This is a genomic window from Streptomyces sp. NPDC101118, from assembly GCF_044759445.1.
Lineage (GTDB): Bacteria > Actinomycetota > Actinomycetes > Streptomycetales > Streptomycetaceae > Streptomyces.
Genome location: NZ_JBIVZG010000019.1, coordinates 1 through 13,281, shown reverse-complemented (window position 1 = coordinate 13,281; position 13,281 = coordinate 1). Strand labels below are relative to the sequence as shown.

At 72.1% G+C, this 13,281-nt stretch carries 8 protein-coding genes; 4 read left to right on the top strand and 4 right to left on the bottom strand.

Translation table 11 applies throughout. The features are described 5' to 3' along the window. Positions 1-227 precede the first annotated feature (227 nt). The 3 genes from ACIQUQ_RS26630 (at position 228) to ACIQUQ_RS26620 (ending at position 8,334) form a co-directional block, all read left to right on the top strand. Complete coding sequence (locus ACIQUQ_RS26630; RefSeq protein ID WP_403980528.1) at positions 228-2,591, top strand: non-reducing end alpha-L-arabinofuranosidase family hydrolase; 2,364 nt, start codon at positions 228-230, stop codon at positions 2,589-2,591. 45 nt (positions 2,592-2,636) lie between these two features. Continuing rightward, positions 2,637-5,249 carry an RICIN domain-containing protein gene (locus tag ACIQUQ_RS26625; RefSeq protein WP_403980525.1) on the top strand — a complete coding sequence of 871 codons (2,613 nt, stop codon included), beginning with the start codon at positions 2,637-2,639 and terminating at the stop codon, positions 5,247-5,249. A 415-nt stretch (positions 5,250-5,664) separates the two neighbouring features. Continuing rightward, on the top strand, positions 5,665-8,334 hold the full coding sequence (locus ACIQUQ_RS26620) for an FAD/NAD(P)-binding protein (protein WP_403980522.1): 2,670 nt from the start codon (positions 5,665-5,667) through the stop codon (positions 8,332-8,334). A 28-nt stretch (positions 8,335-8,362) separates the two neighbouring features. Here the strand turns inward: ACIQUQ_RS26620 and ACIQUQ_RS26615 are convergent, their stop codons facing one another. Further along, positions 8,363-8,785, bottom strand: a complete 423-nt coding sequence (locus ACIQUQ_RS26615; protein WP_403980520.1) for a hypothetical protein — start codon at positions 8,783-8,785, stop codon at positions 8,363-8,365. 241 nt (positions 8,786-9,026) lie between these two features. On the opposite strand from ACIQUQ_RS26615, the gene ACIQUQ_RS26610 reads away from it, so the two are divergent. Next, the gene (locus ACIQUQ_RS26610; RefSeq protein WP_403980517.1) at positions 9,027-9,524 is read left to right on the top strand and encodes a hypothetical protein; all 498 of its coding nucleotides are present in this window, start codon (positions 9,027-9,029) and stop codon (positions 9,522-9,524) included. A gap of 60 nt (positions 9,525-9,584) precedes the next feature. Here the strand turns inward: ACIQUQ_RS26610 and ACIQUQ_RS26605 are convergent, their stop codons facing one another. The 3 genes from ACIQUQ_RS26605 to ACIQUQ_RS26595 are packed head-to-tail and all read right to left on the bottom strand — an operon-like array spanning position 9,585 to position 12,903. Continuing rightward, a complete protein-coding gene (locus ACIQUQ_RS26605; RefSeq protein WP_403980777.1) occupies positions 9,585-10,991 on the bottom strand; it encodes a dipeptidase in 1,407 nt (468 codons plus the stop codon). A gap of 8 nt (positions 10,992-10,999) precedes the next feature. Further along, on the bottom strand, positions 11,000-11,440 hold the full coding sequence (locus tag ACIQUQ_RS26600; RefSeq protein WP_403980515.1) for a hypothetical protein: 441 nt from the start codon (positions 11,438-11,440) through the stop codon (positions 11,000-11,002). Then, positions 11,437-12,903 carry an APC family permease gene (locus tag ACIQUQ_RS26595; protein WP_403980512.1) on the bottom strand — a complete coding sequence of 489 codons (1,467 nt, stop codon included), beginning with the start codon at positions 12,901-12,903 and terminating at the stop codon, positions 11,437-11,439. The genes ACIQUQ_RS26600 and ACIQUQ_RS26595 overlap by 4 nt, the downstream gene beginning before the upstream one ends. Between the last annotated feature and the right edge of the window lie 378 nt (positions 12,904-13,281).

Here is a 13,281-nt window from a genome sequence, read left to right as displayed (position 1 = left end):
ACCGGGTGCCCGGCGGCCTCCACTTCAGGGGAGACCTTTTCCCCCGCTGAACTGTCCCCTGAAGAAAGCCCTCCGATGACGCGACACACCCACGAACCCCGGGTCACCGGTGCGCAGGAACGGCCGCCCGTCCCGCACCGCACCCACCCCGCGGCAGATCAGGTCGCGCCGGCCGCCGCGCGCACGGTGACGGCACCCGGGGTGAACCGCACCCCCCGAGGAGAATCATGAAGGGCCTGCACCGGCTCCGCCGGCGTCGCCTGACAGTGGCGACAGGACTGTTGGCCTCGGCTCTGGTGGCGGGTGTCGTGACGCTGCTCCCCAGCTCCGCCGACGCCGCCGGCCTGGGCACCCAGGCAGCCCCCTCGGGCCGGTACTTCGGCACTGCGGTGGCCGCGGGCAGGCTCGGCGACTCCGCGTACACCGCGATCGCCGACCGGGAGTTCACCATGATCACCCCGGAGAACGAGATGAAGTGGGACGCCGTCGAACCGTCCCGCGGCAACTTCAACTTCGCCCCCGCGGACCGGATTGTCGACCGTGCCGTGGCCCGCGGCCAGCGCCTGCGCGGTCACACCACGGTCTGGCACTCGCAGCTCCCCTCCTGGGTCAGCTCCATCCGCGACGCGAAAACGCTGCGCAGCGTGATGAACCACCACATCACCACCGAGATGACCCACTACAAGGGCAAGATCCATGCCTGGGACGTGGTCAACGAGGCGTTCGCCGACGGCGGCAGCGGCCGGCTCCGAGACTCGGTCTTCCAGAAGGTGCTGGGCGACGGCTTCATCGAGGAAGCCTTCCGCACCGCCCGCGCCGCCGACTCCGCGGCGAAGCTCTGCTACAACGACTACAACATCGAGAACTGGTCGGACGCCAAGACCCAGGGCGTCTACCGCATGATCAAGGACTTCAGGGCACGCGGCGTGCCCATCGACTGCGTCGGGTTCCAGAGCCACTTCGGTGCGGGGGGTCCGCCGACGAGCTTCAGGACCACGCTGGCCGGCTTCGCCGCCCTGGGGGTCGACGTCCAGATCACCGAGCTGGACATCGCCCAGGCATCACCCACCCACTACGCGAACACGGTCGGCATCTGCCTGTCCGTGGCCCGGTGCACCGGCATCACCGTCTGGGGCGTGCGTGACAGCGACTCCTGGCGCCGCGGCGAAAGCCCCCTGCTGTTCGACGGCGACGGCAAGCCCAAGCCGGCCTACACCGCCGTCATGAACGCCCTCCATTCAGGCTCCGGCTCCACACCGGTCGAGCCGGCCGACCGTACCGGGGAGATCAAGGGCGTGGCCTCGGGCCGCTGTGTCGACGCCCCCGGTTCCGCCACCGCCAACGGCGCCCAGGCGCGACTGTGGGACTGCAACGGACAGACCGGCCAGCGCTGGACCCACACCGCCGCGAAGCAGCTGAAGGCATACGGCGACAAGTGCTTGGACGCCAAGGGCAAGGGCACCACCAACGGCACCCCGGTGGTCGTCTGGGACTGCAACGGCGGCGCCAACCAGCAGTGGACCGTCAACACCAACGGCACGATCACCGGCGTCCAGTCCGGGCTGTGCCTCGACGCCGTCGGTGCCGCCACCGCGAACGGCACCAGGATCCAGCTGTACACCTGCGCGTCCGTCGGCAACCAGAAGTGGACCGGCCCGACCGGGTCGGGAGCCGGCTCGTGTGCCCTCCCGTCGACGTACAGGTGGAGTTCGACGGGTCCCCTCGCACGGCCCTCGAACGGGTGGGTCGCGGTGAAGGACTTCACCCACGTGACGCACGACGGCAAGCACCTGGTCTACGCGTCGAGCGCGTCGGGTACCGCGTACGGCTCGATGGCGTTCAGCCCCTTCACGAACTGGTCCGACATGGCATCGGCCGGCCAGACGAGGATGAGCCAGAACGCGGTCGCGCCCACACTGTTCTACTTCGCGCCCAAGAGGATCTGGGTCCTTGCGTACCAGTGGGGCGCCTTCCCCTTCAGCTACCGCACGTCCAGCGACCCCACCGACCCCAACGGCTGGTCCGCGCCGCAGCCGCTCTTCACCGGCAGCATTCCCCGCACCGAATCCGGCACCGGCCCGATCGACCAGACGCTGATCGGCGACGGGTCGAACATGTACCTGTTCTTCGCCGGTGACAACGGCAGGATCTACCGGGCGAGCATGCCGATCGGGAACTTCCCGGGCAGCTTCGGCTCGTCGTACACGACGGTCATGAGCGACACGGCCAAGAACCTCTTCGAGGCGCCGCAGGTCTACAAGGTCAAGGACCAGAACCAGTACCTCATGATCGTCGAGGCCCGGGGTGCGCAGGAGCGCCGCTACTTCCGTTCGTTCACCGCCTCCAGCCTGAACGGCTCGTGGACGCCCCAGGCCGCGACCGAGAGCAACCCCTTCGCGGGCAAGGCCAACAGCGGTGCCACCTGGACCGACGACATCAGCCACGGCGAACTGATCCGCACCGGCCCCGACCAGACCATGACCATCGACCCCTGCAACCTGCAGCTCCTCTACCAGGGCAAGTCCCCCACCGCGGACGGCCCGTACGACCGACTGCCGTACCGGCCGGGTGTCCTCACCCTGCAGCGCTGACCTGCCCGCCCCGATCCACGGTTGCACAAGGAGAAACACCCCCCCATGAACAACCCCACCAACGGCGGCCGCCGCGGACGCCACCGCCGTCGAGGGACCGCCACCGTCCTGCTGCTCGGAGTGCCCGCCACCGTCGTGGCGTACCTCGTGTTCGTGCAGGACGACTCGCAGGCCGCGACGGTCGACGGCAACGCGTACTACCGGCTGGTCTCCGTACGCAGCGGCAAGGCGCTCGACGTCAACGCCTTCTCCACCGCCGACGGGACCCGCATCCAGCAGTGGACCGACCAGAACACCGCCAACCAGCAGTGGCGGCTGCGGTCAGCCGGCGACGGCTACTACGAGCTGGTGAACCGCAACAGCGGGAAAGTGCTCGGCATAGCGGGCGATTCGACCGCGCAGGCGGCTGCCGCCGAGCAGCAGACCGACAGCTCCTCCGCCTCCCAGGAGTGGCGGATCGACGAGGTGAGCGGCTCCGACGCCGTCACCTTCACCTCCCGCAGGAGCGGCCAGGTCCTGGACGTCTCCGGAGGCTCCACGGCCGACGGCGCGGCAGTGATCCAGTACCGCGGCCATGGCAGCACCAACCAGCAGTGGAAGCTGGTGAAGGCGGCCGCGACCCCGGCCCCCGGGACCGGACCGTACGTGTGGAACAACGCCCAGGTGGTGGGCGGCGGTTACGTCACCGGGCTGGTGTTCAACCCGCGGGAGAAGGGCCTGCTGTACGCGCGCACCGACATGGGCGGCGCCTACCGCTGGGACGCCGCGGCCGAGCAGTGGATCCCGCTGACCGACTGGCTCGGCGAGAAGGACTGGAACCTGCTGGGCATCGACGCACTGGCCACCGACCCCGTCGACCCCGACCGGCTCTACCTCGCGGCGGGCACGTACACCAACGAGTGGGCCGGCAACGGCGCGCTCCTGCGCTCCACCGACCGGGGCCGCACCTTCCGTCGCACCGAGCTGCCGTTCAAGCTGGGCGGCAACGAGGACGGCCGCGGGGCGGGCGAACGGCTCGTGATCGACCCCTCGGACAACCGCACCCTGCTGCTGGGCACGCGCAAGAACGGCCTGTGGCGCAGCACGGACAGCGGTGTGACCTGGCGGCAGGTCTCGTCGTTCCCCGTCAAGGACGGGGCGGGCAGCGGCGCGGGCATCTCCTTCGTGACGTACGGGCCGGCCGGCAGCAGGACGATCTACGTCGGCGTCGCCGACAGGTCCACCTCCCTGTACCGCTCCACGGACGGCGGCAGTACCTGGCAGGCCGTCCCCGGCCAGCCCACGGGGCAGTTGCCGCAGCACGGCGTTCTCTCCGGCGACGGCTCGCTCTACCTGACGTACACCAACGCCCTCGGACCCAACGGCGTGACGGCCGGCTCGGTGTGGAAGCACACGCCGAGCGGCGGGGCCTGGAAGAACGTCTCGCCCTCCCAGGGCGGCTACGGCTTCTCCGGCCTGGCCGTCGACCCGCGCAAGCCGTCCACGGTGATGGTCACCACCCTCGACCGCTGGTGGCCCGAGGACGAGATCTACCGCACCACCGACGGCGGCACGACCTGGAAGGCGCTGGCGGAGAAGTCGGTGCGGAACGCCTCCGCCGCCCCGTACGTCGGCACCCACACGGGGCACTGGATGACGGCCCTGGCCGTCGACCCCTTCGACTCCGGGCACGTGCTGTACGGCACGGGCAACGGCATCTGGCGCAGCAAGGACGCCAACGCCATCGACAGCGGCGGCACCAGCCACTGGACCGCCGGGGCGCGGGGCCTCGAGGAGACCGCGCTGATGGACGCGATCGCCCCGCCCGGCGGTGCCGCCGTCGTCACCGCCATGGGCGACCAGGGCGGTTTCCGCCACGACGACCTGACCAAGGTGCCCGCCGGGAGGCTGGGCAACCCGGTGATGACCAACAGCACCGACATCGACTTCGCCCAGGCCAACCCCTCGATGATGGTCCGCGTCGGCCGCGGCGGCGCGTACTCCACCGACGGCGGCACCAGCTGGAACGGCTTCAAGGCCGAGCCGGTGGCCGGTGCCCAGGACGGCCGTGTCGCGCTCGCGGCGGACGGCTCCACGATCGTGTGGACCCAGGCGGGTCAGGCCCCGTACCGCTCGACCGACAAGGGGGCGAGCTGGACGAGGGCCGTCGGCCTCGGCGCCGACGCCGTCGTCGTCGCCGACCGCTCCTCGGCCAGGACCTTCTACTCCCTGTCCGGCGGCACGCTCCACGCCAGCACCGACGGCGGGGCGACCTTCACCGCCCGCGCCACGAACCTGCCCGCCGGCCGCCTCACGGCCGTCCCCGGCACCGCCGGAGACCTGTGGATCGCCGGCGGCACCCAGGGACTCCTGCACTCCACCGACGGCGGCCGGACCTTCACCACACTCACCACGGTGCAGTCCGCCTCCGCCCTCGGCTTCGGCAAGGCCGCACCCGGCGCCTCCTACCAGGCCCTGTACCTGATCGGCACCGTCAAGGACGTCACCGGCGTCTTCCGCTCCACCGACAGGGGCGCCACCTGGCTCCGCGTCAACGACGACGCCCACCAGTGGGGCGCCATCGGAGGCGTCGGCGTCATCACCGGCGATCCCGACACCTACGGCCGCGTCTACGTCGGCACCAACGGACGCGGTCTCCAATACGGCGACCCGTCCTGACACCGCCACCGGAGCGGACGGACGGCTGACATCCGCGCCGGCTGCCGTCTGCAGGGGACAGCCGCCCTCCTGACCAGTGCAACACCTGGTCGGAGGGCGGCTGGACGTCGCCCGGATCCGGCCGGAGAGGCCACGTGCCTCGCCGCCCGCCCGCTGCGCCGCGGCCTGCGGCGAGGTCCAGTGGAGGTTGACCTTGATCAGTCCCGAGGTCACGCCGTGCTCGTCCGGAGAGACTTGGGGGGAGTCCTTCGTCAGGTCCACTGTGGGGCGTTCCGAGTGGTGCCTGAGTGGTCTTCTAGTGGTTGATGAGTTCCTCTGAGGGAGGGCTTTTCCTACCTAGCCGGTGGGGAAAGTCGCGCGAACCGAAGGCGGAGTTGCGGCCCGTCGGCTCCGCCGATCACTTCCGGAGGATCACATGAGTCCAGTTCGTGAGCGGTACACGGTGGCTGTCGTCGGGGCGGGGGCGGCCGGGGCGCTGACTGCCGTTCATATCTGCGAGACCGCCACGCGCCGCCGGACGCCGGTGGATCTGGTGCTGATCGACCCGGCGCCCGAGGCGGGGCGCGGTACCGCCTACTCGACGCGGGACCCCGGGCACCGGCTCAACGTGCCCGCGGGTGGCATGAGCTGCTATCCCGACGACCCCGGGCACTTCATGAGGTGGCTGTGCCGGCATGGCGAACCCGGTGTCACTGCCGGTGAGTTCGCCACGCGCTACCGGTACGGGGCGTACCTTGCCGACACGCTTGCCCAGGCCATCGTGCGTGCGCACGGCACCGTGTCCGTGCGTCGGGTCGCCACTCGTGCCGAGCACGTCGGTGAGGCTGCGGAGGGCGGGGTGGTGCTCCGGCTCGCCGACGGGACGCGGATCGAGGCCGATGCCGCGGTGCTGGCCACCGGTCCGGCCGCGCCGACCGCGGGCTGGGCGCCCGCGGAGCTGCGTACTGCCGAGAGGTTCATCGCCATGCCGTGGGCCGGAGGCGCGCTGGACGGGCCCCTCGGCGACGACAGCGATGTGCTGCTCGTCGGTTCCGGTCTTACTTCTGTTGATCTCGCGCTCACTCTCGAACGGCCCGGCCGGACCGTGCACACCGTGTCCCGGAACGGGCTGCTGCCCCAGCCGCACACCCTGACCCCGGCCGGCCCGGTGCCCGCCCCCGAGGGCATCCACGACGCCCCGTACGAACGGCTGCGCCGCATCGTCTACCGCCACGTCGCCCGCGCCGTGCGCCTGTACGGCGACTGGCGCCCCGCGCTCGACAGCCTGCGCCCGCACACCGGGCGCCTGTGGAGCCGCCTCACCACCGAGGAGCGCGCCGAATTCCTGCGCCGGGACGGGGCGTTGTGGAACACTCACCGCCACCGGATGGCACCCGCCACCGGCGAGTCCATCCTGCGGGCCCGCACCGCGCGCCGGCTGGTCCTCCACGCCGGTACGGTCACCAGCGCCGGTGTCCGCGCCGACGGGTCGCTGGACGTCGGGCTCTCCGGCGGGCGTGAGCTTCGCGTGGGCTGGGTCGTCGACTGCACGGGGCCCGGCCCGGTGCAGGCGGACCCCCTGTGGGGCTCCCTGTTCGAAGCCGGCGTCGCCGTGCCGGGTCCGCTGGGCATGGGCGTCGCCACCCTCGACGGGCGCCTGCTCGACGGGCAGGGGACCGCGCGTCTGCCCCTGTTCACCCTGGGCGCCCCGCGCCGCGGTGAGCTGTGGGAGACCACCGCCATCCCCGAGATCCGCGTTCAGGCCGCGGCCCTGGCCCAGGAACTGCTCGCACCGCTCGCCCCCCGGCGCCGCACCACGCGCCGCCCGCTCGACGGTCACGGCCTCGCCCTGTCCACCCACGCCGAGGCGGCCGCCGCGTACCGCACCGGGCTCGACCGGATCCTGAAGGTACGGGCCGGCGCCGAGGACTCCCTGACCCGCGCGGTCCGCCTCGACCCCGGCTTCGCCCTCGGGCACGCGGCCCTGGCCCTGCTGGGGCACGAGTGCGGAGCCGCCGTCGACGTACCGAGAGCCCTGGCGGAGGCGCAGCGCTGTGCGAAGGAGCGCGCGTGTGAACGCGAGCGCTCCTTCGTGGAGGTCGTCACCCGCCGCGTCCACGGGGACGACGGCGACGCGGCCCTCGTACGGCACCTGGAGCACCACCCGGCCGACGCCCTCGCCCTCGCCGTGGCCGTGCCCACCATCGCCTTCTCCGGCGTCGACGACCTCGACGACGACTACGCGCTGCGCCTGGTCGAGCGGACCTCCGCCGCGTACGACGGCCACTGGTTCCACACCTCGCTGCTGGCGTTCCTGCGGCAGGAGCAGGGCCGCCTGCACGAGGCCGGCGAACTCGCCCACCGCGCCCTGGCCGTCGAACCCGCCTCCGGGCATGCGGTGCACGCGCTCGCCCACGTCCACTACGAGAGCGGGGCGCACCGCGCGGGCCGCGACTGGCTGGAGCGCTGGGTCGCCGGGCGGGGCCGGGGCGCCGTGCACCGGGCCCACTTCTCCTGGCACATCGCCCTGCACGAACTGGCGCTGGACGACCCGGCCGCCGTGCGCAGGCGCTGGTTCACGCAGCTCGCCCCCGGCCGCGTGACCGGCGTACGGGCCCTGGTCGACTCGGGGTCGCTGCTGTGGCGGGCCCGGCTCAGCGACAGCTGGCGCGGCGACCTGCCCGCCGCGGACGTCCTGGACGCGGTGCAGGCGGAGGTGCTGGAACGGCCCGCGACCGCCTTCACCGCCCTGCACTGCGCCATCACCCTCACCGCCGCCGGCGACCTGGCCGCCCTGCGCCGCCTGCGTGACCACGCGGCGGCCGCCGACGAGGTACAGCGCGAGGTCATCGCCCCCCTGTGCGACGCGTTCGCCGCGCTCGTCGAGGAGCGCTTCCGGGAGGCCGCCCGTGGCCTCGACGCGCTCCTGCCGGTGCTGCGCCGGGTCGGCGGCAGCGCGGCGCAGCGCGAGGTCGTCGAGGAGACCCTGCTGTACGCGCTGACGGCGGACGGCCGCTGTGACGCGGCGGCCCGTCTCCTGGACGCCCGCCTGGAACGTACGCAGGCCCCCCGGGACCGCCGGATGCGGGCCGGCCTGCCGGCCTGAGGCCGTCGGCGGCCTCGGCGCGGAGCGGTCAGGCCCGCCTTGCGGGGCGGAGGCGGTTGGAGAGGGTGAGCGCGCTGAGGGCGAAGAGGAGGGTGCCCAGGGGGACGTGGAGGGAGGGGACGTGGGCTATGCCCAGGATCACTTGCGCGGTGGCAAGGGCCAGGAAGAGCGTCGCGTGGAGGGCGGGGCGGGGGGAGGCACCGCCGGGGCGCCAGGCCAGGACCGTCGCCAGGAGGTACAGCATCGACGCGCCGTACATCACGCGGGAGCCGATGTGGTGGAGGTCGTGGGCGGTGGAGGAGGTGAGGAGGGCTCCGGCCGTGGCGGCCTGGAAGAAGAGGGTGAGGGTCTGCAGTGCCGCCGTGGTCTTGAGGAGCGTGGCGACGCGGGGGGTGGGCGTCTTCGTGGTCGTCGCGCTCGGGCTCGGGTGGGTCGGGTGCGTGGTGGTCATGCGGTGGGCCTCGGCTTTCGGGGTGGTGGGTGGGGTTCGGGCGGGCCGGTGCGGGTGGGGGCGTGGCGGGGGGCTCGGTCACGAGACGGCGTGGGGGGTCGTGGTGTGACACCGGTGGGGGTGATGTGGGTCACGTGTCACTCGGGTGGGTCAGTCCGGTCGCCGGGGGTGGGGGCGCGGGGTTGCCTGGAGGGCGGGGCCCTGGTCAGGCGGGGCACGGGTACGCGCGAACGGAGGCGGCATGGTGGTGCGGTGGAAGCGGGGAGTGGCGGGGGCGGGGGTGGCAGTGGTGCTGCTGGGGGGTGTGGCCGGGTGCTCGGACGACTCCGGTGAGCCTTCCGACGCGGCGAGCAAGGCGGCGTCCGCCTTGTCCTCCGTCGGCTCCTCCCTGGCGAGCGAGGCGGGCGACGTGCTCGCGTCGGCCACGGCCGAGGCCGGGCAGAAGCTGGAAGAGATCAAGGACGGCGTGGACGCGAAAGGGGATGTGACGCTCGGCTCGGTCTCCACCGACTCGGACGGGCGGACCACCGTGAAGGTGACCGTGCGGAACACGGCCGACTCGGCCAAGTCCTTCGGCGTGCAGGTCGTGTTCAAGGGGGACGGCGGCAAGCTGCTGGACACCGTCGTGGTGACGGTCGACGACGTCGCCGCGGGGAAGACGGGGGAGGGGACCGCGCAGAGCCACCGCAAGCTGGACGGGCAGGTGACGGCCGAGGTCGAGAACGCCCTGAGGCACTGACCGGCCGCCCGGCTCCGCCCCGGCCCCCTTAGGGGGCCGGGGCGGAGCCGTGCCGTGGGGTCAGCGGCGCTTCGCGAAGGTCTGGAGGAACAGGGCCTCCACGTGCGCCATGTGCTGGATCTCGGTGGGGTCCACGCTCTCGTTCGGGGCGTGGATCAGGCAGCGCGGTTCCTCCACGCCCATGAGGACGATCTCCGCCTCCGGGTACGTCGCGGCGAAGACGTTGCACAGCGGGATCGAACCGCCCTGGCCGAGGAAGGCCAGCTCCTTGCCGTACACCTCCCGCATCGCCGACCCCAGCGCGGCGTACGCCGGGCCGTCGGTGGCGGCGCGGAACGGCGAGCCGGTGCCCTCGGTCTCGACGGTGACCCGCGCGCCCCACGGCGCCGCGTCCGTCAGGTGCTTCGTGAGGGCCTCGCGCGCGGCCTCCGGGTCGGTCCCCGGCGGTACGCGCAGGCTGACCCGCGCCCGTGCGGTGGCCGGGACGGCGGCCGCGGAACCGACGACCGGCGGGCAGTCGATGCCGAGGACGGTGACCGCGGGGCGCGCCCAGAGCCGGTCCGCGACGGTGCCCGTACCGGTCAGCCGTACGCCGTCCAGGACGCCGGCGTCGGCGCGGAACGTCGCCTCCTCGTAGCCGACGCCGTCCCACGTGCCCTCGCAGTCGAGCCCGTCGATCCGGGTGGCCCCGGTCGCCGGGTCGCGCAGCGTGGACAGCATCTGGACCAGGGCCGCCAGGGCGTCCGGGGCCGGCCCGCCGAACATGCCGGAGTGGATCTCGCCGCGCAGGGTGTCGACGGTGACGACCAGGTTGGCCAGGCCGCGCAGGGTGATGGTGGCGGTTCCGGTGCCGACCTCCGCGTTGCCGGTGTCGCACACCAGGAGGGCGTCCGCGCGGAACTCCTCCGGGTGCTGGACGACGTACTGTTCGAGCCCGCCGGTGCCCTGTTCTTCCGAGCCCTCGGCGACGAACTTCAGGCCCACGGGTATGTCGTCGCCGAGCGCGCGCAGGGCGGTGAGGTGCATGACGACGTTGCCCTTGCAGTCAGCGGTGCCGCGCCCGTACCAGCGGCCGTCGGGGCGTTCGGTGAGGGTGAAGGGCGGGGTGGTCCAGGCGGCCTCGTCGAGGGGCGGCTGGACGTCGTAGTGGCAGTACAGCAGTACGGTCGGCGCGCCGGGCGGGGGCGGGCGGTGGCCGATGACGGCGTGGCTGCCGTCGGGGGTCTCGGCCAGCCGTACGTCCTCCAGTCCGGCCTCCGCGAAGGCGTCCGCGACCCACTGGGCGGCCCGCCGGCACTCCTCGGGCGGGTACTGGCGGGGATCGGCGACCGAGGGGATGGCCACGAGTTCGGCGAGGTCCTGCTGCGCGCGCGGCATCAGCGCGGAGATCCTCGCGGCGAGGCCGTCGCTCCCCGTGGGCCGGGCGGGCCGGTCGGACCGGGGGGACAGGGCGGACTGCGGGTCCATCTGCTGCGTCACCTCTTCACCGTGTCGTCGGTCTTCAGGTCGTCGACCGCCTCGTCGAAGTCGTCGACCTGGTCGGGGCAGTACACCTGGAGGACGATCCGCTCCACGGCCACCGCCTTGGAGTCGGCGATGACCGGCCGCATCCCGGGCCCGGTCGCGCCGTTGGAGAGCTGCTGGATGCGGTACAGCCCGTTCTTCAGGGCGCTGCCGGGGTCCTCGCAGACCGCGCCGCCGTCCGTGCCGAGGGTCTGCTCGATCGTTTCCTCGTCGGGCGCCGGGTAGCCGGCCGCGACCAGCGCGTCGCTGAGCTGGTTGGCCTTGTTCGCCGTCTCGTTGGTGTGCCGGACGCTGCTGAACCGGATCAGGCCGGTGATCACCAGGCCGACCAGCACCACGATGGCGCCGATGTAGAGCCACTTGTGTTCGGAGGCGAACCGGGTGGGGCTCATGACGCGCCTCCCGCCGTGTCGACGGACTCCGCCTCCGCGGTGCGCCAGCTCGGCTTGCGCAGCTTCAGGAAGGCATAGGGGATGAGGAAGCCCAGGACGGCCAGGCCGCCGCCCACGATGACGACGTACTGCAGGACGCTGCTGCCGCCGAACTGCGAGGGCGGTACGAAGCCGATCACCAGGGCCGCGAGGGAGGAGAGCAGACCCACCACGCACACCAGGCCGAGCGCCGGGACGCGGTAGCCGCGCGGGTGGTCGGGCTTGGTCTTCCGCAGGCGCATGGCCGCGGCGAACATCAGCAGGTAGACGATCAGGTACACCTGCGTGGTGATGGTCGAGAAGATCCAGTAGACGCTGGAGACGTCGGGGATCAGGGCGTACCCGAGGGCGATGACCGAGGTCACGATGCCCTGGGTGACCAGGATGTTCTGCTGGATGCCGTACTTGTTGAGCTTCTGCAGGAACGGCGGCAGGTAGCCCTCGCTGCGGGAGATCTCCAGCAGGCCCTTGGACGGGCCGGCCAGCCAGGTCAGCATGCCGGCGAGCGAGGCGGAGATCAGCATGACGGCGGCGATCGGCGTCATCCAGCCCACGCCGAAGTACGAGAAGAAGGCCTCGAAGGCCTGCATGACACCGGCCGTGAGGCTGAGCTGGTCCGCCGGGACGACCCAGCTGATGGCGAGCGCCGGCAGGATGAAGATGAGCAGCACGAGCCCCATCGCCAGGAACATCGACTTCGGGTACTCCTTCGCCGGGTCCTTCAGCGAGGAGACGTGCACGGCGTTCATCTCCATGCCGGAGTACGACAGGAAGTTGTTGACGATCAGGACGAGGCTGGCCAGACCGGTCCACTGCGGGAGCAGGTGGCTGCTGGTCATGGGCGCGGCCGAAGGGTTGCCCTGGCCGAGGAAGACCATGCCCAGGACGACCAGGATCGTGCCCGGGATGAGCGTGCCGATGATCAGGCCCCAGCTGGACAGGCCCGCGAGGGCCTTGGTGCCGCGGGAGGAGACCCAGACGCCGGTCCAGTAGAGGACCATGATCACGATCGCGGTGTACACGCCGTTCGAGGCCAGTGCGGGGTCGATGACGTACGCGATGGTCGAGGCGACGAAGGCCAGCAGGCTGGGGTAGTAGAAGATCGTCATCGCGAACTGGCACCACACGGCGAGGAACCCGAGCGGCTTCGAGAGCCCCTCGGCCACCCAGCGGTAGACACCGCCCGACCAGCCGGAGGCCAGCTCGGCCGAGACCAGCGCGGTCGGCAGCAGGAAGACGACCGCCGGCAGCAGGTAGAGGAAGACGCAGGCCAGGCCGTACACGGCCATGGTGGGCGCGGCCCGCAGGCTCGCCACCGACGCCGTCGTCATCAGTGCCAGCGTCACCCAGGTGAGGGTGGGCGGGGCTGCGGTCCGTACGGCCGCGCGTTTCGGCAGTTCGGCCGGGACGTCCATCGATGCCATGTGCCCTCCCTGGGGTGTGGTGGCTGGCACCAGGCTCGGACGCGGTATGGCGACACGCAGGGTGGGTACGGCCGTTCGGGTGATCCGGGTCCGCGGAGATGCCGGTCCTCCGGGGACGGGAGAGGCTGGTCACCCGTGCGGCCGACGCGGGAGAGGCATCGGATCGGCAGGCGCCCCGACCCGCGCCCTGTCCGTCCTAGGTGTGTCGTCCTGGGACGTTGGTGACACGCGTGCTGGGTTCTTGAATGGGTGAGGGCCTCCGGGTTCGGTGTGGATTGCGACATCTGCACCGAGATCAGGAGGCCCTCGTGCCCCACCGTAATGCCCCGCTGACCGAGACCGGGCGTCTTCGCCTGGCCCGCTGTGTCGTGGACGACG

What these genes read in the sequence shown, in the direction of transcription:
- ACIQUQ_RS26615 (WP_403980520.1), bottom strand. Translation starts at nt 8,785, where the DNA reads ATGACCACCACGCACCCGACCCACCCGAGCCCGAGCGCGACGACCACG.
- ACIQUQ_RS26610 (WP_403980517.1), top strand. Translation starts at nt 9,027, where the DNA reads ATGGTGGTGCGGTGGAAGCGGGGAGTGGCGGGGGCGGGGGTGGCAGTG.
- ACIQUQ_RS26600 (WP_403980515.1), bottom strand. Translation starts at nt 11,440, where the DNA reads ATGAGCCCCACCCGGTTCGCCTCCGAACACAAGTGGCTCTACATCGGC.
- ACIQUQ_RS26620 (WP_403980522.1), top strand. Translation starts at nt 5,665, where the DNA reads ATGAGTCCAGTTCGTGAGCGGTACACGGTGGCTGTCGTCGGGGCGGGG.
- ACIQUQ_RS26595 (WP_403980512.1), bottom strand. Translation starts at nt 12,903, where the DNA reads ATGGCATCGATGGACGTCCCGGCCGAACTGCCGAAACGCGCGGCCGTA.
- ACIQUQ_RS26625 (WP_403980525.1), top strand. Translation starts at nt 2,637, where the DNA reads ATGAACAACCCCACCAACGGCGGCCGCCGCGGACGCCACCGCCGTCGA.
- ACIQUQ_RS26605 (WP_403980777.1), bottom strand. Translation starts at nt 10,991, where the DNA reads ATGGACCCGCAGTCCGCCCTGTCCCCCCGGTCCGACCGGCCCGCCCGG.
- ACIQUQ_RS26630 (WP_403980528.1), top strand. Translation starts at nt 228, where the DNA reads ATGAAGGGCCTGCACCGGCTCCGCCGGCGTCGCCTGACAGTGGCGACA.